General features: G+C 72.2%; 18 protein-coding genes. 10 read left to right on the forward strand and 8 right to left on the reverse strand.

What is annotated here, in order from left to right:
- The first annotated feature begins 132 nt into the window (after nt 1-132).
- The 3 genes from GA0115234_RS05015 (at nt 133) to GA0115234_RS05020 (ending at nt 3,140) form a co-directional block, all read left to right on the forward strand.
- Nucleotides 133-1,842, forward strand: a complete 1,710-nt coding sequence (locus tag GA0115234_RS05015; protein WP_093539624.1) for a lytic transglycosylase domain-containing protein — start codon at nt 133-135, stop codon at nt 1,840-1,842.
- 143 nt (nt 1,843-1,985) lie between these two features.
- Nucleotides 1,986-2,123, forward strand: a complete 138-nt coding sequence (locus GA0115234_RS41310; protein ID WP_107405773.1) for an SPW_0924 family protein — start codon at nt 1,986-1,988, stop codon at nt 2,121-2,123.
- Between the two features lie 33 nt (nt 2,124-2,156).
- Nucleotides 2,157-3,140, forward strand: coding sequence for a DUF3068 domain-containing protein (locus GA0115234_RS05020; protein WP_093539625.1), 984 nt, complete (start codon nt 2,157-2,159; stop codon nt 3,138-3,140).
- Nucleotides 3,141-3,180: 40 nt separating this feature from the next.
- Here GA0115234_RS05020 and hrpB read toward each other — a convergent pair whose 3' ends face one another.
- Both hrpB and GA0115234_RS05030 read right to left on the reverse strand, forming a co-directional pair.
- Entirely contained in the window at nt 3,181-5,682 is a 2,502-nt protein-coding gene (gene hrpB / locus GA0115234_RS05025) for an ATP-dependent helicase HrpB (RefSeq protein WP_093539626.1), read from the reverse strand.
- 55 nt (nt 5,683-5,737) lie between these two features.
- Entirely contained in the window at nt 5,738-6,550 is an 813-nt protein-coding gene (locus GA0115234_RS05030) for a class I SAM-dependent methyltransferase (protein ID WP_093539627.1), read from the reverse strand.
- 399 nt (nt 6,551-6,949) lie between these two features.
- Here GA0115234_RS05030 and rpsA point away from each other — a divergent pair, with 399 nt between their 5' ends.
- Nucleotides 6,950-8,461 carry a 30S ribosomal protein S1 gene (gene rpsA, locus GA0115234_RS05035; RefSeq protein ID WP_072483117.1) on the forward strand — a complete coding sequence of 504 codons (1,512 nt, stop codon included), beginning with the start codon at nt 6,950-6,952 and terminating at the stop codon, nt 8,459-8,461.
- Between the two features lie 97 nt (nt 8,462-8,558).
- Here the strand turns inward: rpsA and GA0115234_RS05040 are convergent, their stop codons facing one another.
- Nucleotides 8,559-9,521 (reverse strand): right-handed parallel beta-helix repeat-containing protein, encoded by a 963-nt coding sequence (locus GA0115234_RS05040; RefSeq protein ID WP_093539628.1) that lies wholly within the window; start codon nt 9,519-9,521, stop codon nt 8,559-8,561.
- A 451-nt stretch (nt 9,522-9,972) separates the two neighbouring features.
- Here GA0115234_RS05040 and GA0115234_RS05045 point away from each other — a divergent pair, with 451 nt between their 5' ends.
- The 3 genes from GA0115234_RS05045 to GA0115234_RS05055 all read left to right on the forward strand — a co-directional run bounded on the left by GA0115234_RS05045 (nt 9,973) and on the right by GA0115234_RS05055 (nt 12,091).
- Nucleotides 9,973-10,911 (forward strand): PAC2 family protein, encoded by a 939-nt coding sequence (locus GA0115234_RS05045; RefSeq protein ID WP_176729076.1) that lies wholly within the window; start codon nt 9,973-9,975, stop codon nt 10,909-10,911.
- Between the two features lie 121 nt (nt 10,912-11,032).
- Nucleotides 11,033-11,635 carry a dephospho-CoA kinase gene (gene coaE, locus GA0115234_RS05050; RefSeq protein ID WP_093539630.1) on the forward strand — a complete coding sequence of 201 codons (603 nt, stop codon included), beginning with the start codon at nt 11,033-11,035 and terminating at the stop codon, nt 11,633-11,635.
- Nucleotides 11,636-11,722: 87 nt separating this feature from the next.
- A complete protein-coding gene (locus GA0115234_RS05055; RefSeq protein ID WP_093539631.1) occupies nt 11,723-12,091 on the forward strand; it encodes a tetratricopeptide repeat protein in 369 nt (122 codons plus the stop codon).
- A gap of 35 nt (nt 12,092-12,126) precedes the next feature.
- On the opposite strand, the gene GA0115234_RS05060 is transcribed toward GA0115234_RS05055, so the two are convergent.
- Nucleotides 12,127-12,495, reverse strand: a complete 369-nt coding sequence (locus GA0115234_RS05060; protein WP_343335932.1) for a DUF6343 family protein — start codon at nt 12,493-12,495, stop codon at nt 12,127-12,129.
- Here GA0115234_RS05060 and GA0115234_RS05065 point away from each other — a divergent pair.
- Nucleotides 12,483-13,613: an ADP-ribosylglycohydrolase family protein gene (locus GA0115234_RS05065; protein ID WP_176729077.1), complete on the forward strand. Its 1,131-nt coding sequence runs from the start codon at nt 12,483-12,485 to the stop codon at nt 13,611-13,613. The genes GA0115234_RS05060 and GA0115234_RS05065 overlap by 13 nt on opposite strands.
- A gap of 90 nt (nt 13,614-13,703) precedes the next feature.
- Here GA0115234_RS05065 and GA0115234_RS05070 read toward each other — a convergent pair whose 3' ends face one another.
- Genes GA0115234_RS05070 through GA0115234_RS05080 form a run of 3 tightly spaced genes read right to left on the reverse strand, consistent with a single transcriptional unit; the run spans nt 13,704 to nt 17,739 of the window.
- On the reverse strand, nt 13,704-14,798 hold the full coding sequence (locus tag GA0115234_RS05070; RefSeq protein WP_093539634.1) for a tyrosine-protein phosphatase: 1,095 nt from the start codon (nt 14,796-14,798) through the stop codon (nt 13,704-13,706).
- Nucleotides 14,799-14,838: 40 nt separating this feature from the next.
- Entirely contained in the window at nt 14,839-16,830 is a 1,992-nt protein-coding gene (locus GA0115234_RS05075) for a hypothetical protein (RefSeq protein WP_093539635.1), read from the reverse strand.
- Nucleotides 16,831-16,836: 6 nt separating this feature from the next.
- On the reverse strand, nt 16,837-17,739 hold the full coding sequence (locus tag GA0115234_RS05080; protein WP_093539789.1) for an SGNH/GDSL hydrolase family protein: 903 nt from the start codon (nt 17,737-17,739) through the stop codon (nt 16,837-16,839).
- Between the two features lie 187 nt (nt 17,740-17,926).
- On the opposite strand from GA0115234_RS05080, the gene GA0115234_RS05085 reads away from it, so the two are divergent.
- Entirely contained in the window at nt 17,927-19,141 is a 1,215-nt protein-coding gene (locus tag GA0115234_RS05085; protein ID WP_093539790.1) for a PucR family transcriptional regulator, read from the forward strand.
- A gap of 214 nt (nt 19,142-19,355) precedes the next feature.
- Here the strand turns inward: GA0115234_RS05085 and GA0115234_RS05090 are convergent, their stop codons facing one another.
- Nucleotides 19,356-19,700 carry a hypothetical protein gene (locus GA0115234_RS05090; RefSeq protein ID WP_093539636.1) on the reverse strand — a complete coding sequence of 115 codons (345 nt, stop codon included), beginning with the start codon at nt 19,698-19,700 and terminating at the stop codon, nt 19,356-19,358.
- A gap of 282 nt (nt 19,701-19,982) precedes the next feature.
- Here GA0115234_RS05090 and GA0115234_RS05095 point away from each other — a divergent pair, with 282 nt between their 5' ends.
- Entirely contained in the window at nt 19,983-21,050 is a 1,068-nt protein-coding gene (locus tag GA0115234_RS05095; protein ID WP_093539637.1) for a slipin family protein, read from the forward strand.

The following is a 21,050-nucleotide window of genomic DNA, read 5'->3' on the forward strand; positions in this document are numbered from 1 at the left end:
CTGTCCGGAACGTGAAAAAGAGGTAAGAACCGGTCAGTGCACGGTGTCCCGGCAGCACAAGTTGCCGTAGGGTCGCCTGAGTCCTGCTGCTGGGGAGCGTGGACAGCCGTCGAAGGGGAGGGGCCAGAGGTTATGGCAGCGCAATTCGGTCGCCGACTTCGCAAGGGGGCGACCACGACCGCTGTGGCCGCCGCCGTCGTGGCGGCGCTCTCCGCCTCGGGGGCCTCCGGCACATCGCTGGTCACCCAGAGCGGCGACCAGCAGTCCAGCGGGACCACACCGCCGCCCGACGACAGCGCGGCCACCGGCAACTCGCCGTACTACACGGACCTGCCCCCGCTGAACACCCCCGACAGGCCGGGCACTTCGACGAACCTGCCCGTCACCGGCAGCGCGGAATCCGGCATCCCGGCCTCGATCCTGGCCGCGTACAAGAAGGCCGAACAGGCCCTCGCCGCCGATGACGCCGCCTGCCGGCTGCCCTGGCAGCTGCTCGCCGCGATCGGCAAGGTCGAGTCCGGCCAGGCCCGCGGCGGCCGGGTCGACGCGAACGGCACGACGTTCTCGCCGATCCTCGGCCCGGTCCTCGACGGCCGGGGCTTCGCCATGATCAAGGACACCGACAACGGGGCGTACGACGGGGACTCGACCCACGACCGTGCCGTCGGCCCGATGCAGTTCATCCCGTCCACCTGGGCGACCTGGGGCCAGGACGGCAACGGCGACGGCCGCAAGGACCCCAACAACATCTACGACGCGGCGCTCGCCGCCGGGCACTACCTCTGCGCCGGCTCCCGTGATCTGTCGCTCGCCGCGGATCTCGACCGGGCGGTCCTGAGCTACAACCACTCGGACGCCTACCTGCGTACCGTCCGCTCGTGGTTCGACTACTACAACCGCGGCACCCACGAGATCCCCGACGGAACCGGTGCCCTCCCGCCCGGCCTCGGCGGAGGCGCGGACCGCGACCCGGATCCGTCGCCCTCGCCGTCCGGAACGCACAAGCCGAAGCCGAGCCCGGACCCGCCGAAGCCGGGTGACGGCGGATCGACCGGCCCGACCAAGCCCACGAAACCTCCGACCACCCCGCCCACGACCCCGCCGGCGCAGACCCTCGCGGGCCTGGAGAACGCGGGCACCGGCCGGCTGACCGCCACCGCGGGCGACGAGTTCGCCGAGCGGATCAAGGTACGGGCCAAGAACGGCCTCGGCGGCCCGCTCGCCAAGGCGTCGGTGACCTTCACCATCACCGGTGACACCGACGCCGCCTTCGACGGCGGGAAGAAGTCGGTCACCCTCCGCACCGGGACCGACGGCACGGTCACCGCCCCGGTGCTGGAAGCGGGCGAGAAGACCGGCAAGTTCACGGTGCGGGCCACCGCCACCGGGCGCTCGCTGCCCCCCGTCACCTACGCCGCGACCGTCACCGCCCGGCAGGCCGACGCGATCGCCAGGACCGACGACAAGGCACTGACCGCGGCGCCCGGCACCGAGTTCGCCGACACCGTCGAGGTCGAGGCCACGTACAAGGACGCGGTCGCGGCCGGTGTCGCCGTCACCGCCACCATGATCACCGACGCCGACGAGCCGGCCGAGAACGACAAGGGCCCCTACTTCAAGGACGCCGACGGCAAGACGGTCCGCACCCTCACCGAGCTGAAGACCGGCGCCGACGGCACCCTGAAGCTCCCCACGATCTACGCCGACGACACCGAGGGCACCTACAAGCTGCGCCTGACCACCGAGGGCGGCGCCACCCTCGTCATCGAGCTGAAGGTCGAGACCGCCGGGGCGTCCCCGACCCCCGGGGCGTCCGAGACCCCCGGAACGCCCGCCGACTGACCCCGTTCGTCCGCACGTCGGAGCAGCCCCTTTGCCGCCACCCGGCAGAGGGGCTGTTCTACGTGTTCTCATCTCGCGCCCGCGTTGCTACGGTGCCCCGACCCTGACGACCCATCAGATCCGCGCTCTCCGGGAGGACCGGCATGCGTGCTCTCGTCGCCGCCGCCATCGGGCTGGCCGCAGCCCTCGCGCTCGTCTTCACCATCACGGCGATCGGCGCCCCGCCCGGAGAGACCTCGCCCAAACCCCTGCTGACCACCGTCCCGGGCCCCAAGAACTAGTTCCGGAAAGCAGAAGCCGAGGGAGGGCACCACATGCGCCGCCGAGCCAGCCTCGTACTCCTGGCATTCGCCGTCTTCTTCGCCGCCATGTCGCCACTGACGCGCTGGTACGCCTTCCCGAGGCTGGCGAAGATCCCGCCCAGTCAGTACCAGGAAACGGTGCTGGAGGCGAAGCCCGCCACCCTCCTCGACTACAACGACAACATGAAGGTGAAGAAGGTCCCCAAGGTCACCATCGTGCAGACCCTCAAGGGCAACGTCGAGGAGTCCGAGAAGATCGAACGCAGCGCCGGCCGCGACGTCGTCGTCTGGGACGCCCTCAGCTACGTGGTGGGCCCGGACGGCAAGATGGTCTCTGAGATCCCCGAGCGCTACATCTTCGACGCCCACAGCCAGGCCCCCGTCCACGCCACCGGCGAATCCGTCGACGGCGACCCGGTCCGGCGCGAGGGCATCGAGTTCAAGTGGCCCTTCCTCACCCAGAAGCGCGACTACGAGTACTTCGACGCCCAGGCCCGCACCAGCTCGCCCATCCACTACAAGGGCACCCGCACCTTCCACGGCATGGACGTCTACTACTTCGAGCAGACCATCCCGTGGACCAAGGTCCCCATGCCGAAGAAGATGCCGATCAAGGGCGTCAGCCCGGAACAGATCGCGAAGACGGGCATGACCCGCTGGTACACCACCAAGCGGATGTTCTGGGTGGACCCCGTCACCGGAGCACCGGTCAACGGCGAGGAGATCCACAAGGAGGAGCTGCGCAACGCCAAGAAGATGGGGATGCCGCAGGACACCATGACCGTGTTCGCCGGGCATGTGAAGATGCGCCCGGACTACGTCGAATCGATCGTCGACCTGGTCAAGTCCCAGCGCCTGCTGGTCCTGCTGCTCACCTCCTACCTGCCCTGGGGCTTCCTGGCCCTCGGCATCGGACTGCTCGCCCTCGCCCTGTGGCTGGAGGCACGCTCCCGCCGCCCGGCCGGGACGACGGACCCCGGACCGGCTCCCGCTTGAGCCGTGCCTGGATCCACTCCCCTTGAGCCGGACCCCGGACCTACTCCCGCTTGAGCCGCGCCTTGGTGAACCGCGTCGCCTCCACCGTCGTCGGATCCTCCGGCCACGGATGCTTCGGATAGCGGCCGCGCAGCTCCGCCCGCACGGCCCGGTAGCCGTCCCGCCAGAACGACGCCAGATCCGCGGTGACGGCGGCGGGACGGCCGGCCGGGGAGAGGAGATGGACCAGGACCGGCACCCCGGCCACCCTCGGGGTCTCCCGCAGACCGAACAGCTCCTGGAGCTTCACCGCGAGTACGGGCTGTGCCCCGCCGTACTCCACCCGGACCCGGGAACCGCTCGGCACCTCGATCCGCTCCGGCGCCAGCTCGTCCAGCCGCACCGCCTCACCCGTCGCCCACGGCAGCAGCCGCCGCAGCGCCTGCCCCGCGTCGATCCGCGCCAGATCGGAGCGCCGCCGGGCCCGTGACAGCTCGGGCTCCAGCCACTGCTCGGTACGCTCCAGCAGCGCGTCCTCCGCCACATCCGGCCAGGGCGCGCCCAGCTCACGGTGGAGAAAGGCGAGCCGCTCCCGCAACTGCTCGCTCTCCCGCGTCCAGCGCAGCAGCCCGAGCCCTTCGCGCCGCAGACCCGCCACCAGCGCCTCGCGCACCAGCGCGGGTGCCGGCTGCTTCAGCGGGCGCGCCGACAGCTCGACGGCGCCCAGCCGCTCCACCCGGCGGGCCACCACATCGCCGTCGGCCCAGCGGACCTCCTCGCCGCCGCGCAGCAGATGCCCGGCGGCCGCCCGCGCCGTGTCCTCGTCGATGACGGCGGCCAGCCGCACCCGTGCGGACGCCGCGTGCGCGGGCCGGTCGGCGACCGCGACCGCCAGCCAGGGCGCACTGCGCAGCCCGGAGCCGTCCCGCAGCTCCGCGCCCGTCCCCGACGCCATCAGGAACACCCCCTCGCCGCGGGCCCGTGCCACCCGCTCCGGGAACGCCAGCGCGGCCACCAGACCGACGGCCGCGTCGTCCGGACCGGAGCCCCCGGCCACGTCCCGCACCGACGAGGACAGCCGCCGGACCTCCTGCCGCCACCGCGCCGCGTAGCCGTCCCCGCCCCGCCGGGCGGTACGCAGCGCGGCCGCCAGGTCGTCCCCGTATTCCCGCGGCGGCTCCTCGCTCAGCAGCGCCACCACCTCGGCCGCCCGTCGCCCGCCCACCTCGGCGGCTCCGTCCAGCAGCGCCCGCGCCAGCCGGGGATGCAGGCCGAGGCGGGACATCCGTACGCCCCGGCCGGTCACCCGTCCGCCCGCGTCCACCGCGCCGACCGCCGTCAGCACCTCGCGCGCCGCCCCCATCGCTCCCGCGGGCGGCGGGTCGAGCAGCGCCAGCCCCGACGCGTCCGGATCGCCCCAGCACGCGGCCTGCAACGCGAACGCCGCCAGGTCCGCGACCTTGATCTCCGGTGACGGGAACCGGGCGAGCCTGCCGTCCTCGGCCTGCGCCCAGCACCGGTACACCGTCCCGGGCGCCTCCCGCCCGGCCCGGCCCGCCCGCTGCTGCCCCGCCGCCTGGGAGGCCCGCACCGTCGTGAGCGCGCTCAGCCCCCGCGCGTGATCGGTACGCGGCTCCCTGGCCAGGCCCGAGTCGACCACGACCCGTACTCCGGGCACGGTGAGGGACGACTCCGCCACCGAGGTCGCCAGCACCACCCGCCGCCCCTCGCCGGACGACCCGGCCAGCACCGCGTCCTGCACCGCCGCCGGGGCCCGCCCGTGCACCTGGAGGACCTCGGCGGCCGCCCCGGACAGCTGGCCCGCCACCCGGCCGATCTCGCCGACGCCCGGCAGGAAGCACAGCACGTCGCCGTCCCGCTCGGCGAGCGCCCGGCGCACCGTCGCGGCCACATGCGTCAGCAGCGCCGGATCGACCCGCATCCCGTGCGGCGGGCGCACCGGCACGGCGGGCGGTGCCCAGACCACCTCCACCGGATGCGCGACCCCCTGCGCCTCGATCACCGGGGCGTCGCCCAGCAGCCGGGCCCAGCCCTGCGCGTCCGTGGTCGCGGACGCGGCGACCAGCCGCAGATCGGGCCGGATCGCCTCCCGCACATCGAGCAGGAACGCGGCGACCGTGTCGGCGTCCAGATGACGCTCGTGGCACTCGTCGATGATCACCGCGTCGATCCCGGCCAGCTCCTGGTCGCGCTGGAGCCGCTGGAGCAGCACACCGGTGGTCACCACCTCCACCACCGTGTCGCGCCCCACCACCCGCTCCCCGCGGACCGTGAACCCCACCCGGCCGCCGGCCCGCTCGCCGATGAGCCACGCCATCCGCCGCGCCGCCGCCCGCGCGGCGATCCGCCGGGGCTCGGCCACCACCACCCTGCGCACCGGCCCGTCCCCGGTCAGACCGGCCAGGACCAGCGGTACGAGGGTCGTCTTGCCGGTGCCGGGCGGCGCGCACAGCACCGCGACCCCGCGGTCGTCGAGTGCCCGCCCCAGGGCGGGCACAGCGGTGCGTACGGGCAACTGGTCCAGGGCATCGGTACGGATCACGCCCCCAGTCTCGTACGGTGCGCCTCCGCTCCCGTACCCCGAGGGCGGTACGGGGTCAGTCCCGTTCGCAGACGAAGATCGCCGTGCCGGGGATGAGGTTGCCGCGCAGCGGGGACCAGCCGCCCCACTCCTGGTGGTTCCAGGCGGGCCACTCCGGCTCGACCAGGTCGACCAGCCGGAAGCCGCCGGCCACCACGTCCCGCACCCGGTCGCCCACCGTCCGGTGGTGCTCGACGTACACGGCGTCGCCCCGCTCGTCCTGCTCGACGTAGGGAGTGCGGTCGAAGTAGGAGGCCGCGACCGAGAGCCCCTCCGGTCCCGGCTCGTCCGGGAACGCCCAGCGGACCGGATGCGTCACCGAGAAGACCCAGCGGCCCCCGGGGCGGAGCACCCGGCGCACCTCGCGGAAGACCTGCACGGGGTCGGCGACGAAGGGCACCGCGCCGTAGGCGGAGCACGCCAGGTCGAAGGAGCCGTCCCGGAAGGGCAGCACTCCGGCGTCCGCCTCCACCAGGGGGACCCCGCCGCCGATCCGCAGCGCGTGCTGCAACTGCCGGTGCGAGAGGTCCAGGGCCACCGGGCGGGCGCCCTGCGCGGCGAGCCAGCGCGAGCACTGGGCGGCGCCCGCGCCGATCTCCAGGACGTCCAGGTCCCGCAGCGACGCGGTGTGGCCCAGCAGGCCGGCCTCCTCCTCGTCCAGGCCCTCCGGACCCCAGACGAAGCGGTCGTCGCCGAGGAAGTCGCCGTGGTCGCTCTGGTACTCGTCGGCGTTCCGGTCCCACCAGCCGCGACTGGCCCGGCTGCTCTCGGCCTCCGACGCGTCGCGGCGGGTCGCCTCGGGTTCGGCCGCGTAGATCTCTTGGCTCATCGTGTCCGTCGTTGTAGTTTGCCTTCACCCCGCCGCACGCGGTACGTACCTGGGGGTACCTGTGGGCACGGCTCCCGTGCCCATGGAATGTCTCCCGGGGCCGATCTGGCCTCGGGGAACACGAGTTGTGCCGGATATGAGCCGTTGCGCCCCCGGTGTGCGCCTTCGCGCATTGACCGTGCCCGGCTGCCCCCGTATGCTACAAGTTGCGCTGCGAGCCTGCGCGCCTCAGACCTAGCAGGCCGCGCTCGCGTCTGTTGTATGTCCCCTCGGTTCACGAGGCGCCTCCCGTCCGGCGGGTTCGGTGCTTCCCGAGCTGTCCGGCTTCTGCAGAGGTGATACGGGCTCCCGGCGTAGCAGTACCTACGACTCACTGTCCGTACCGGAGCCCTTTCCCACATGACGAGCAGCACCGAGACCACCGCCACCACCCCGCAGGTAGCGGTCAACGACATCGGTAACGAGGAAGCCTTCCTCGCCGCGATCGACGAGACGATCAAGTACTTCAACGACGGCGACATCGTCGACGGCGTCATCGTGAAGGTCGACCGGGACGAGGTCCTGCTCGACATCGGTTACAAGACCGAAGGCGTCATCCCCTCCCGCGAGCTTTCGATCAAGCACGACGTCGACCCGAACGAGGTCGTCAAGGTCGGCGACGAGATCGAGGCCCTGGTTCTCCAGAAGGAGGACAAGGAAGGCCGCCTCATCCTGTCCAAGAAGCGCGCTCAGTACGAGCGTGCCTGGGGCACGATCGAGAAGATCAAGGAAGAGGACGGGATCGTCACCGGTACCGTCATCGAGGTCGTCAAGGGTGGTCTCATCCTCGACATCGGCCTCCGTGGCTTCCTGCCGGCCTCCCTCGTCGAGATGCGCCGTGTCCGCGACCTCCAGCCCTACGTGGGCAAGGAGCTCGAGGCCAAGATCATCGAGCTGGACAAGAACCGCAACAACGTGGTCCTGTCCCGCCGTGCCTGGCTGGAGCAGACCCAGTCCGAGGTCCGCCAGACGTTCCTCACGACCCTGCAGAAGGGTCAGGTCCGCTCCGGCGTCGTTTCCTCGATCGTCAACTTCGGTGCGTTCGTGGACCTCGGCGGCGTCGACGGTCTCGTGCACGTCTCCGAGCTCTCCTGGAAGCACATCGACCACCCCTCCGAGGTTGTCGAGGTCGGCCAGGAAGTCACCGTCGAGGTTCTCGACGTCGACATGGACCGCGAGCGCGTCTCCCTGTCGCTCAAGGCGACGCAGGAAGACCCGTGGCAGCAGTTCGCCCGTACGCACCAGATCGGGCAGGTCGTTCCCGGTAAGGTCACCAAGCTCGTTCCGTTCGGTGCGTTCGTCCGCGTCGACGAGGGCATCGAGGGTCTGGTCCACATCTCCGAGCTGGCCGAGCGCCACGTGGAGATCCCGGAGCAGGTCGTCCAGGTCAACGACGAGATCTTCGTCAAGGTCATCGACATCGACCTCGAGCGCCGTCGCATCAGCCTCTCGCTGAAGCAGGCCAACGAGTCCTTCGGTGCCGACCCGGCCTCGGTCGAGTTCGACCCGACCCTGTACGGAATGGCCGCGTCCTACGACGACCAGGGCAACTACATCTACCCCGAGGGCTTCGACCCCGAGACCAACGACTGGCTCGAGGGCTACGAGACCCAGCGCGAGGCGTGGGAGACGCAGTACGCCGAGGCGCAGCAGCGCTTCGAGCAGCACCAGGCCCAGGTCATCAAGTCCCGCGAGGCCGACGAGGCCGCTGCTGCCGAGGGCGCTGCCGCCCCGGCCGGTGGCGCCCCGGCTGCCTCCGGCGGCAGCGGTGGCGGCTCGTACTCCTCGGAGTCCGCGGACAACTCCGGCGCCCTGGCGTCGGACGAGGCCCTGGCTGCCCTGCGCGAGAAGCTGGCGGGCGGCCAGAGCTGACGCTCTGCACCCCCTCCGGTCGCTGATCGACCGCAGTAGCTGAAAGTGTGGCCCGCTCCCTCCGGGGAGCGGGCCACACTCGTTTCCGCAGGGGCGGTTACGGGGTGACGGCGATGTTGGTCAGGCCCTTGCCGCCGGTCACCGTGTTGCTGCGGTAGACGGTGGTCGGGCAGCCGGTGCCGTAGTTGGTGACGTTGATGGCGATCCGCTTGTCGCCCTTGGCGCCGGTCAGGTCCGAGGTGTTGTCGCGGAAGACGGTGCCACAGCCCCAGCCGCTCTGCTGGGTGTGGGTCTCGTAGCCGTTGTTGGTCGTACGGGAGCCCTTGTTGTTCTCGACCAGGACGTCATTGCCCTTCACGTCGACCCAGGAGTCGTCGTAGTTGGCGCCGGTCAGCCCGCTGCCGTCGAAGGTGTTGCCGGTGATCCGCGCCCCGGTGGTGCCCTCCTTGATGTCGACGTTCTCGCCGCCGACCCCCGGGCCGATGGTGTTGTCCAGGATCTGGACCCGGTCGCTCCGGTCGGAGAGATCGCCGGCCGTGCCGACGTAGACGCCCTCGCCCATGCCGCGGCCGTCGTGCCCGGTGTCGTAGATCCGTGAGTTCCGGATGATGCCGTCCTTGCTGGACTTGCGGAAGTGGACGCCTTCCATGTCCAGGTCGTGCACGGTCACCGAATCGATGACGACGCCGGTGGCGGTGTCGGCCATGATGCCCTTCTGGCCGCCGGTGACGGTGATGCCCTTGACGGTCCAGTAGGAGGCTCCGTCGAGATGCAGCCCGTAGCCCCCGCCGGCCGTGAGGACGGCCTTGGCGGAGCCGGTGAGGGTGATCCGGGCGGAGGCGGTGCCGGTGACGGTCGCCTTGAAGTTGCCGGTGTAGGTGCCGTCCGCGAGGCGGATCGTGTCGCCGGGGGCCGCGGCGGTGAGCGCGGACTTGAGCTGGGCGGCGGTGCTCACATCGATGACCGTCGCCGCGCCGGCCGTGGTGGCGGAGGCGAGGGCGAGGCCGCCGGTGGCGAGCGTGGTGGCCAGCAGGGCCGGGAGCAGCGTGCGGGTGCGCATGGGGGTGCCTTCCCGTCGAAGGAGTTCGAGGTTCTCGTACATGAATGTGGGGCGAGTCTCTGAACTTTCTGCCCAGTGACGGTAGGGACGCGGTGTGGCCGTGTCAATGTCTGGACCATTGCCCGGGAGGGTCGGGTGAACAGGGGAACGCCCGTGTGATGCGCGGGAAGCCGACGGCTCATGACGGGCTCCGGCGAGGACTCCGGCGGCCCCGGCCGTCTCCTGAACTCGGCTTCCCTGCCCGGCCGTTCAGTGACATGAACGTCAACGCCGGTGTCCTGGAAGGCGGGGCGTGCGCCCCACCGCGGTCTCGGCGCCCCGGGGTTGGCACGGGTTCCGGCGTGAACCGGCGGATGTTCCGGCATGAACCGGCGGGTGAAAGGGCACAGTCCGGGAATGCATGTGCCCTGCCGGACGTTCTTCTCGACGAACACGAGGAGGAGCGGTAACCGTGCCTGATCCGCAGAGTTTGTACGAATGGGAGCCGAAGGGCCTGGCCGTCGTCGACATGGCGCTCGCCCAGGAGTCGGCCGGCCTGGTCATGCTCTACCACTTCGACGGATACATCGACGCGGGTGAGACCGGCGAGCAGATCGTGGACGGCCTGCTCGAAACGCTGCCGCACCAGGTCGTGGCCAGGTTCGACCACGACCGTCTCGTCGACTACCGCGCACGGCGTCCGCTGCTGACCTTCCGGCGCGACCGCTGGGCCGCCTACGAGACCCCGACGCTCGACGTCAGGGTCGTGCAGGACGCCACCGGAGCGCCCTTCCTGCTGCTGTCCGGGCCCGAGCCCGATGTGGAGTGGGAGCGTTTCGCCGCCGCCGTCGAGCAGATCGTCGAGCGCCTCGGCGTCCGCCTCGCCGTCAATTTCCACGGGATCCCGATGGGCGTCCCGCACACCCGCCCCGTCGGCATCACCCCGCACGGCAACCGCACGGACCTCATGCCCGGCCACCGCAGCCCCTTCGACGAGGCGCAGGTGCCCGGTTCCGCGGAGTCCCTGGTGGAGTACCGGCTGATGGAGGCCGGACACGACGTCCTCGGTGTCGCCGCCCATGTGCCGCACTACGTCGCCCGCTCCGCGTACCCGGACGCGGCGCTCACCGCGCTGGAGTCGATCACGGCCGCGACCGGCCTGGTGCTGCCGACCGTCGCCCATGCGCTGCGCACGGAGGCGCATCGCACCCAGACCGAGATCGCGCGCCAGATCGACCAGGGCGACGAGGAGCTCGTCTCGCTCGTCGAGGGCCTTGAGCACCAGTACGACGCGGTCGCCGGATCCGAGACCCGCGGCAATCTGGTCGCCGAGCCGGTGGATCTGCCGTCCGCCGACGAGATCGGCCTCGAATTCGAGCGGTTTCTCGCGGAGCGCGAGGGCGACGCCTGAGAGGCTGTCGGGTGACCTCGGACCGGACAGCGTGCGTGCCAGGGCGCGGCCGCCCGGTGGGAGGTCATCCGACAGGCTCCGACCCCTTCCGCCACGCCTCGTGCGTACTAGGCTGCCGGTCATGCTGAAAGTGGGCCTGACCGGTGGGATCGGCGCCGGCAAGAGTGAGGTGTCCCGGCTGCTGGCCGGATACGGAGCCGTGCTGATCGACGCGGACCGCATCGCCCGTGAGGTCGTCGAGCCGGGGACACCCGGGCTCGCGGCCGTCGTCGAGGAGTTCGGCGCCGGCATCCTCACCGCGGACGGCACCCTGGACCGGCCGAAGCTCGGCTCGATCGTCTTCTCCGACACCGACCGGCTCACCGCCCTCAACGCCATCGTCCACCCGCTGGTCGGCGTCCGCTCCGCCGAGCTGGAGCGGGCCGCGGGGCCCGACTCGGTCGTCGTCCACGACGTGCCCCTCCTCACCGAGAACGGCCTGGCGCCGCTCTACGACCTGGTCGTCGTCGTGGACGCGAGCCCCGGGACCCAGCTCGACCGGCTGGTACGGCTGCGCGGCATGACCGAGTCAGAGGCCCGCGCCCGGATGGCCGCCCAGGCCACCCGGGAGCAGCGGCGGGCCGTGGCCGATCTGATCATCGACAACGACGGACCGCTGGCGGACCTGGAGCCGCAGGTCCGCAAGGTCTGGTCGGAGCTGACCGGGCGGGCCGCGGCCGGCTGACCCCGGCGTGCGGGCCGCGGCCCCGCCCCGGAATACCGGACCCCGGCCGGACGTTGAGGACCCGGTGAGGAAGGGAGGGACGACACCGTGCCCGAGAGGACCCCGGAAACCGACGTCATCGACTTCCGCGCGGCCGAACACCTGCTGGCGGCGCGCGACCCACGGGGCGCGGTCAAGCTGCTGGATTCGGTGATCGCCGCCCATCCGGAGAACACCGCCGCCCGGCTGCTGCGCGCCCGTGCCTTCTTCGCCGCCGCCCAGCTGCGCCCCGCCGAGCTGGAATTCGAACTCGTCCTGGAACGTGAACCGGACAACGCCTTCGCGCACTTCGCGCTGGCCCGTACCTTCGAGCGCTCCGGCCGCACCGAGCGGGCGGCCCGCCACTTCCGGCTGGCCGCCGCCCTCGACCCGAATCCGGAGTATCTGAAGGCGGCCCGCTTCCCGGCCCAGGACTGACGTCCGGGCCGGGCGGGCGCGCCCCCGGCCCGGGGTCAGTGCCCGTACCTGCCGCGCCCGCCGTGGTCGGGTTCGTACGGTGGGATGTTGCGGCCGGGCTGGTAGTGCGGTCCCTGGTGGATGTGGTGGACGATCACCGCCAGGTCCACCAGGACCAGCAGGAGCAGCAGGCCGCATGCGGCGGCCCAGCCGGGCCGGCCGGTCATCGTGAAGGCGACCACGCCGAAGACGGCCCAGACCAGCCCCCATAGACTCAGCCAGAACCGCAGCCGCAAAGGACTGCGGGCAGTCGTCGGTTCATTGCCGGTACGCATGGCGATCGCCTCTCCTACCAGGATGGACCCACGACGGCGTTTTGGGACATGTGGACATCGGATCGAGGGGATCGTGCGTGAACGGCGCATCGTGGGAGGACCGCACAGGCCGCAGGTCGCGGGTCCGGGGCTCTTTGCTGGGCGGGGCGATCGGGGACGCGCTGGGAAATCCGGTGGAATTCCTGTCCCTGGCCGGTATCCGCCGTGCGCACGGTGAGCACGGCGTACAGGGACTCCTCCCGGACGACGAGGGGGTCGTCGGACGGGTCACGGACGATACGCAGATGACCCTGTTCACGGCCGAAGGGCTGATCAGGGCCCATTCCCGGGCGGCGTCGAAGGGCGGTGGCACCGAGGACGGCGGCGCCGGAACCCGGATCGTACGGAACGCCTATCTGCGCTGGCTGGACACCCAGAACCACCCCGCGCCGCCGGCCCGCGGCGGCGACAACCCGGTGCGTACCGGCTGGCTCAGGCAACAGCCCTGGCTGTACGCACGCCGGGCCCCCGGAAACGCCTGCCTGACCGGGCTCGCGACCGGCCACGTTCCCGAACCGACCGGCCGGCTCGGTGACCCCGGGCCCGTCAACACCGGGTCCAAGGGGTGCGGCACGGTGATGCGGTCCGCCCCCTTCGGGCTGGTGGCGCAGGACGCCGAGGAGGGCTTCCGGCTCGCCTACTGGTGCGCGCAGATCACCCACGGTCACCCCACCGGCGCGTACGCGGCCGGGGCCTTCGCCGCGATCGTCGCGTACCTCCTGGAGGGCGACTCGACGGAGGGCGCCGTCCTGCGGGCGATGGAGCTGCTGCGCCGCCACCCGGGCCACGAGGAGACGACGGCGGCGCTGCGGGCCGCCGTCGACCTGGCCGCACAGGGCGCGCCGACCGGCGAGAAGGTGGAGACGCTGGGCGCGGGCTGGGTCGCCGAGGAGGCCCTCGCGATCGCCGTGTACTGCGCCCTCGTGCTGCCCGGCGCCGATCAGGTGGCCCGGTCACTGCTGCTCTCGGTCAACCACTCGGGCGACAGCGACTCCACGGGGGCGGTCTGCGGCAATCTGCTCGGCGCCCGCCACGGCGATGTGCGCCTTCCGCCGTCCTGGCTGGTGGCGACCGAGGGCCGGGCCGTGATCACCGAGGTGGCCGACGATCTGTGCGTGGAGTTCGAGCACGCGGTCGGCTGGCCGGCCGACCGCTACCCGGCGTACTGACGGACGGCGGCCCGTCGCCGGGCGACGGGGGCATCTCTGGTCAGTACGCCGGATGGTGACAGTGCGTCGGTCGGTGCGTCGGTCGATGCGTCAGCCGGTGAGCAGCTTGGTGCGCAGCGCCGCCACCGTCGCGTCGTCGAGCCTGAGACCTTCGCGTACGTAGGTGCCGAAGTCGCCGTACAGGTGGTCCACCTCGTCGAACGCCGCGCGCAGCCAGCTCAGTTCGACGGCCTTCGGGTTGCCCAGGTAGTCGTTGCTGGCGAGGAAGTCCGCCTCGACGGTCTCGCGCGGGACGCCGAGCAGGGTGAGCAGGACGGCCGTGCTCCAGCCGGTGCGGTCCTTGCCCGAACTGCAGTGGTAGACCGTCGCGCCGGAGTCGTTGGTCGCGACGGCCGTGACCAGGTCGCGGAAGGCGTAGTCGGCGCCCACGAAGTTGACCATGAACGGGTAGCCGATGGACTGGCCGAGGTCGGACGAGCCGGAGAACAGTCCGGCCGCGATGGCCTCGGCCAGTGTCATCAGCGCCGAGTCGTGGAAGCGGATGCCGTGGTTGAGCGACACCACGTCGGCGACCTGGTACGTCACCCCGGCGGGCACCCGGTCCGGGTCGTCGTGCCGCTCCACCGCGTTGCGCAGGTCCACGTCGAGGGTGAGGTGCTGGGAGAGGAGGCGCTGCTGCTCGGCGTCGGTGAGGCTGTTGAGCTTGTTGGAGCGGTAGACCAGACCGGGGCGTACCCAGCGCCCGTCGGTGGTGCGGTAGCCACCGATGTCCCGGAAGTTGCGGGCGGAGTCGATCCCGAGCGAGCGTTCGGCGACGACGAGCGGGGAGCCGCTGTCCGGTACCAGCCGGAAGTACCAGCGCCCCGCCTCGGCGAGGGTTCCGGCGGGGACGGTCAGCGAGCCGGTGCCGGGGGCGGTGCCCACCGGGGTGCCGGTGGTGGCGTCGGGGGAGGTGACGGCGGTGACGGTCACCGATCCGGCGGCGGAGGACCAGGAGAGCGTGTAGCCGCCGTCGGCGGAGCGCCGGGCGGTGGCCGCGGTGAACGGCACGGCGGCGGCCCGTACGGCCCCGGTGCTCGCCGCCGGTGCGCCGGAGGGGGTGGCGGCGAGGGCGGGCGGGACGAGGACCGTACCGGCGAGCAGGACGGCCGCGACGGCTGCCTGGGTGATGCGGTGCGTGCGCATGGTGCTCCTTGTCTGCGTCCCTGTCGGGGTGTGGGGGGTGTCAGGAGGTGGGTGCGGCGGTGCACGGCGTGGTGCCGCAGACATTGATGACACGGCCGGTGGTCAGGAAGGTGGCCTTCTGCTGACGAGCGGCCGACGAGTTGCGGGGGTCCGCGTGCGGGTCGTGGCCGTACTGCGGCCCGGCGGGCGGGGTGTTGGTGAGCGGCGGGGTGGGTGTGCCGCTGTCCCACACGGTCATCGCGGAGCCCCGGTACGGCAGTTGTCCGGCGGCGACGGTCCCGATGCCCCAGTACGGGACGGTGTCCGGGCTGCGGCCCGGGGCGAGCGCGGGGGTGATCAGCCGGGCGCCGATGGTGCGTGCCTCCACCTCGGCCGCCGCGTTGGCGACCTGGTGGTCCCCGTACGCGATGTGCATCAGTACCTGGTGGCGGTCGGTGAGGTGGTTGGCGTACGCGTCGGTCTCGCCCCGGTCCCACACCATCTGGAACAGCTGGAGGACGATCTGCTGGCGCAGCTTGTCCGGGTAGGCGGCGTCCAGGACCTGCTGGAACGGTGCGAAGTCGACGCTGCGGTTGAGGAGCAGGCCGTAGTTCATGCCGGTGACGCCGAGGACGCCGCGCCGGATGTCGGGCGAGGCGGCGACCAGGGCGCCGCCGAGGATGCCGCCCTGGCTGTTCCCGTCGTAGCCGATGCCGTGCCGGATGTCGACGAGCGGGCGGCCGTGCGCGTCGCGGAAGGCCGCGTCGGTGGTCAGTCCGTCGGTGTGGATCAGGGCGCGGGCGAGGAAGAGGGCGTTCAGCATGCCCTGTTCGGTGCGTTCCGGAACGGCGGGGAAGAGGTTCGGGTCGGCGAGGACGCCGAGCACCACGGGGATGTCCTCCTCGGCCATCCCGATCCAGTCCGTCGCGCAGAACGTGAAGTCGTGCTCCGCCGCCATCGCCTTGACGTTGCCCGCGCCGACCTCGGAGCGGCGGCCGAGGAGGCCGTGCCCGTAGAGGGCGGGGTGCGAGGGGGCGCGGAAGGCGGAGCGCGGTATCTCGCAGCGGAACATGGCGCTCTGGGTGCTCTGCGGGAGCCGTCGCGGCAGGCCGTCGGGGCCGCGGTGCAGTACGGAGCCGGGCGGGCCGCCCGGCAGGTCCAGATAGCCGGGCACGCTGATCCGGCCGGTCACCTCCCGGGCGATCCGGGGGTCCTGGTCGGCCGTGAAGTCGGTGACACCGGTGACGGCGAACGCGGGCGAACGGCCGCCGAGCCGACGGAACGCGTCGTCGCGGACGGTGCGGAGGTCGCCGGTGAGGCTGCGGGTGCTCGCGACGGTGAAGTCCCAGGCGAGGTACAGCCCTTCGGACCGCACTCCGGCCCGGTGCAGGGCCCTGAGGGCCGGGCGCAGCCGTTGCTGCCGGGTGTGCAGCGGATCTCCGGCGGGCAGCGGTTTCCCGGCGACGGCGGCGAACGGCGTGGCGGCCGGGATCGGGTGCCCCGCGCCGTCCTTGAGGTGTCTCAGGGCGACGGCGTAGTGGTGGCCGTCGCGGAGGTTGCGTGCGGGGTGGATCAGCAGGGCCCGGCGCGCGGGGTCGGTGGCGTTGGCGTCCGCCTCGGCCCAGTACGGCCACCGCTCCCCGGTCCGGGTGTCCAGCAGTACGACGGGGGCGTCCGGGGCGAGGGAGCGGCCGATGTCGGTGAGCGGGGCGGTGCCGGTCGCCGCCGGGTCGAGGCCGGGGACGTGCGCGATCAGCGTCGAGCCGGGGGAGAAGCCGTCGGACCGGTTCCAGGCCGTCGGGTCGACGGGGCGGCCGGTCGCGGCGTGCGGCAGCGTGGTGGCGCCGAAGGACACCCGGCGGCCGGTGTCGGTGGCCGGGTCGGGCCGGGTGTACCAGTCGTTCGGGAACGGCAGCAGGCACTCGGCGGGGGCCAGCGGGTCGCAGCCGGACCCGGACTCCCCGGCGGCCCGCGCCGCGGGGGAGTCCGGGACGAGCACGGCGGCGGCGCAGAGCGCCGCCGCCGTCAGCCCGCGCAGCAGGCGGTGTCGCACCTCCGGTCAGCTCCCCTGGAGGTGGGCACCGATGAGGGCGGCGTAGTTCTCCTCACCGTTCCGGTTGGGGTGCAGCGGGGCGGCGGCCGCGGTCGGCACGTAGCCCTCGACCCACTTGTCCGACGGGGCCTGGCAGGAGTCGTGGCCCTTGCTGGGCGTGGCGAGATCGATGTACTCGGCGCCGTGCGCGGCGCTCTGCTCGGCGATCACCGTGTTCATCCGGTCGACGCTGCCCTGGAGGAAGTCGGCGTCCACAGGGAGGACCGGCTGGAGCGGCCAGCAGCCGCCGGGCTTGATGTACAGCCCGTACCCCGTGACGATCACCCGGGCGTGCGGCGAACGCTGGTGGATCGAGTCCAGTACGACGCCCAGCTTCGGCGCGAACTCGGCGATGCGCTGACCCACCTGGTCCACGCCGCCCTCGTTGTACTTCTCCTTGCACGGGGTGGCGTTCGGGTCGAGGGTGGTGCACTTCTGCGCGATGCCGACCAGGCCGGTGTCGTTGCCGCCGATGGTCAGCGTCACCAGGTCGGTGTCCGGGCGCAGCGCGTCGAACTGGGGCGGTGCCGAACCCATCGGGATGTCCAGCAGCGACAGCGACTGCTTCTCGGTCATGTGCTTGGACGCGGCGCCGCTGCAGGTGACGTCGCGCAGTGACGCGCCGAGGCGCGAGGCGAGTTCGTGGGCGTAGTTGTGTGTCGAGCGGCCGCAGGCCACCGGCCCGGTGATGTCCGGGATGAGCGGCCCGGAGGCCATGGAGTCGCCGAGCGCGACATAGGAGGTGGCGCCGTCCTCGGTGGCGGCGGATGCCGGAACCGCGCCGGTTCCCACCGCCAGACCGGTCAGGGCGAGCGCGCCCACGATGGTCCTGACGGATCGACAGAAACCCTTGTGCTGCGGCAGGTTCACGGAATCCTCCGACGGTGGGGGGCGGGACGTGGGATGGCGTGTGACGCCGGTCATCATGCAGACTCAAGTGCCGTCGTTTAACTGGTGGGTAACGCAGACTTCCGCGGGGGACCTTGTGACGCGTGACAAGCGGCCGCTCGTCAGCACGGGGGAGCACGGTGTCCCGGCGGGGCCGGAGGGCCGGCCGCTGACCATCGGCGGGCGTCCGGCGGCCGCGTATCTGCGCGCCCGGGTCCCCGCCCTGACCGGCCGTGTCGTCGCCCGGCTCCTGGCTGATCTGCCGGTCTACGCCGATCTGCCGCACGAGGAGATCTCCGGCGACATCGCCGACATCGTCCAGCACAATCTGCGGCTCTTCGCGGACGTCGTCGAGCACCGCCGCCCCGCCACGGACGCCGAACTCGCGCAGCAGCGCGACTCGGCGGCCCAGCGCGCCGAGGAGGGTGTGCCGCTGGACGCCATCCTCACCGCCTACCAGGTCGGCACGGCGATGTGCTGGCAGGAGACCGCCGAGGGGGCGCTGCCCGGCGATCTCCCCACCGTCCTGGAGATCATGGACCGCATCATGGTCCTCCAGCAGCAGCTGACGTCCGCCGTCAGCAGCGCCTACCTGGAGGCCCGGCAGATCCTCGACAGCCAGGAACACGGCGGCCGGCACGCCCTGATGGCCGCCCTGCTGACCGGCGAACCCCTGGACCGCTTCACCCACCGCACCGGACTGCGCCCCGCCGCCCGCTATCTGACCATGACGCTCGCGCTGGCCCCGCACCCCGACGAACTCGGCCAGTCACCGGGGCCGGGCTCGGGCATCGCGGCCCGGCGCAAGATCCGCCGCGTCCGCACGGCGCTCGACCACTTCGCCGGTACGCCGGCGCTCACCGCCCTCGACGCCTCCGGCGGCACGGTGCTGCTGCCCGCCGCCGAGCCACCGCCGCCGTGGCACGGGCCGGGCGGTCTGTGCGCGCTGATCGAGGAGGCGGCCCGTGCGGCCGGTGTGCCCATCACGGCCGCCGCGGAGACCGCGGAACCGGAGGCGGTACCGGCCGCCGTGGCCCGTAACGCCGAGATCGTCGATCTGGTCGCCCGTACCGGACGGCCTCCCGGCCTCTACCGGCTGGCCGATGTCCTGCTGGAGTACCAGCTCAGCCGGCCCAGCGAGGCCCTGCACGGGCTGGCGCAGCTGCTGAGGCCGCTGGAGGTGAAGCCGGAGCTGCTGCGCACCCTGGAGACCTATCTCGAACTGGGCCTGGACCGGCGGGCCACCGCGGCCGCGCTGCACATCCACCCCAACACCGTCGACTACCGCATTCGCCGCATCGACCGGCTGACCGGCCTCTCCCCGGCCCGCCCGGCCGATCTCCAGCACATCAGCGCGGCACTGGTGGCCCGTCGCTCGGTGTGAACGCGCAACGGCGACCGGCGGCCGGAGGAATTCGCGTCCGGAACCGCCGTCAACGGCCGTTCGTCCGGCCGTGCGTGAGCGGACAACTGGTGCGTGAGGGTTGTCCGGGGGACGGGGCCCGGGGCGATCACGCCCGACGGCTGCGCGGTCGGGCGGATGACGGCACCTGGACGCGCGCCGTGCTCCGGTGAGCGGCCGGGGGCGCTCCGCCCGGTCAGTGGACCGTGCTGAAGCTGCGCCAGGGCAGGGCGGAGCCCGCGTTGACATCGGTGAACGACCTCGCGAGGTACGTCGTGCCCGGACCGGTGCAGTCGGGGGTGCGGTACAGGATGATGTCGACCAGGGTGCCGTTGTTCACCTCCTTGGCGCCCGCGGGGGCGAGCCGGTGGCAGCCCTTCACGGGCGGGCTCTGGACCGTGATCACGGCGTCCCGCTCCGTCGTGTAGATGACCGGCCCGACCGCGGTCCGGCCGAGGCCGGAGCAGCCGGCGACGGTGAGGGTCAGGAGCGCGGTCCCGGCTGCGATGCCGAGGCGGCGTCGGTGGGCGATCACGGGCATGGGCGGGTCCTCGTCTGTCTCGTCCGGTGTCTCGTCGGGCCCGTCGCACCGGCACCGGTGCCGGGCGGGCCGCGGAGTACGTACGGAGTACGTGCTGACGCTGGTCACCCTGCCCGCTCCCCGGCGCCCCGGCATCCGGTGCGCGGCCGGGCGGGGGAGGCCCCGGGCGCCGGGAGACCGGGCCGTGTTCATATCTGTTCATATCGGGCATATCGTGGTAGGGGCGAGTGATTCATTCGCCACAGGAAGACCCAGGCAGTTTCCGGCTTTCAGGGGGCCACCATGGTCCAGGAGCTCGTGATCGCGATAGTGGCGGCGGTGGCGGCATGCGCGCTGTACACGGCGGCGGCGGCCAAGGTCGTCAAGCAGTACGAGCGGGGCGTCGTGCTGCGGCTCGGCAGGCTCCGCAACGACGTACGGGGGCCCGGCTTCACCATGGTGCTCCCGGGCGTCGAGCGGCTGCGCAAGGTCAACATGCAGATCGTGACGATGCCGGTCCCGGCCCAGGACGGGATCACCCGGGACAACGTGACGGTGCGGGTGGACGCGGTCATCTACTTCAAGGTCGTCGACGCGGCGAGTGCCGTGATCCAGGTGGAGGACTACCGGTTCGCGGTGTCGCAGATGGCGCAGACCTCGCTGCGGTCGATCATCGGCAAGAGCGATCTGGACGATCTGCTGTCCAACCGCGAGAAGCTGAACCAGGGCCTTGAGCTGATGATCGACAGCCCCGCGGTGGGTTGGGGCGTGCAGATCGACCGGGTGGAGATCAAGGACGTGTCGCTGCCGGAGACGATGAAGCGCTCCATGGCCCGCCAGGCCGAGGCCGACCGTGAGCGGCGTGCCCGGGTCATCAACGCGGACGCCGAACTCCAGGCGTCGAAGAAGCTCGCCGAGGCGGCGAAGGAGATGTCCTCCCAGCCGGCCGCGCTCCAGCTGCGTCTGTTGCAGACGGTGGTGGCGGTCGCGGCGGAGAAGAACTCCACGCTGGTGCTGCCGTTCCCGGTGGAGCTGCTCCGCTTCCTGGAGCGGGCGCAGCAGCCCGTACAACAGCAGCAGCTCGGGCAGCGGCCCGTACCGCAGGAGCCCGTGCAGCAGCCCGCACAGCAGCAGTCCGTGCGGCAGCAGGCGGCGGAGCCGCCGCAGGCGGTCCGGGCGCAGCAGTCGACGCAGCAGCTCCACGCGCAGGCGCCCCGCCCCGCACCACGGCCGCGCCCCGGACCGGCCCGGCGCCCGGCACCGGCTCCGTCGCAGCAGACGGCGGCGGCACCCGCGCCCATGCCCGCGCCCCCGGCCGCTGCTCCGGTGCGGCCCTCCCGCCCGAGTGCGAAGCCGCTGGCCAAGCACTGA

The sequence above is a fragment of the Streptomyces sp. DvalAA-43 genome (assembly GCF_900091725.1).
In the GTDB taxonomy this organism is placed as follows: Bacteria; Actinomycetota; Actinomycetes; order Streptomycetales; family Streptomycetaceae; genus Streptomyces; species Streptomyces pulveraceus.

Excerpts from the sequence above, each read along its gene's own strand:
- coaE (WP_093539630.1), top strand. The coding sequence starts at position 11,033 with ATGCTGAAAGTGGGCCTGACCGGTGGGATCGGCGCCGGCAAGAGTGAG.
- GA0115234_RS05020 (WP_093539625.1), top strand. The coding sequence starts at position 2,157 with ATGCGCCGCCGAGCCAGCCTCGTACTCCTGGCATTCGCCGTCTTCTTC.
- GA0115234_RS05070 (WP_093539634.1), bottom strand. The coding sequence starts at position 14,798 with ATGCGCACGCACCGCATCACCCAGGCAGCCGTCGCGGCCGTCCTGCTC.
- GA0115234_RS05095 (WP_093539637.1), top strand. The coding sequence starts at position 19,983 with ATGGTCCAGGAGCTCGTGATCGCGATAGTGGCGGCGGTGGCGGCATGC.
- GA0115234_RS05015 (WP_093539624.1), top strand. The coding sequence starts at position 133 with ATGGCAGCGCAATTCGGTCGCCGACTTCGCAAGGGGGCGACCACGACC.
- GA0115234_RS05060 (WP_343335932.1), bottom strand. The coding sequence starts at position 12,495 with ATGCGCCGTTCACGCACGATCCCCTCGATCCGATGTCCACATGTCCCA.
- GA0115234_RS05040 (WP_093539628.1), bottom strand. The coding sequence starts at position 9,521 with ATGCGCACCCGCACGCTGCTCCCGGCCCTGCTGGCCACCACGCTCGCC.
- GA0115234_RS41310 (WP_107405773.1), top strand. The coding sequence starts at position 1,986 with ATGCGTGCTCTCGTCGCCGCCGCCATCGGGCTGGCCGCAGCCCTCGCG.
- rpsA (WP_072483117.1), top strand. The coding sequence starts at position 6,950 with ATGACGAGCAGCACCGAGACCACCGCCACCACCCCGCAGGTAGCGGTC.
- GA0115234_RS05090 (WP_093539636.1), bottom strand. The coding sequence starts at position 19,700 with ATGCCCGTGATCGCCCACCGACGCCGCCTCGGCATCGCAGCCGGGACC.
- GA0115234_RS05030 (WP_093539627.1), bottom strand. The coding sequence starts at position 6,550 with ATGAGCCAAGAGATCTACGCGGCCGAACCCGAGGCGACCCGCCGCGAC.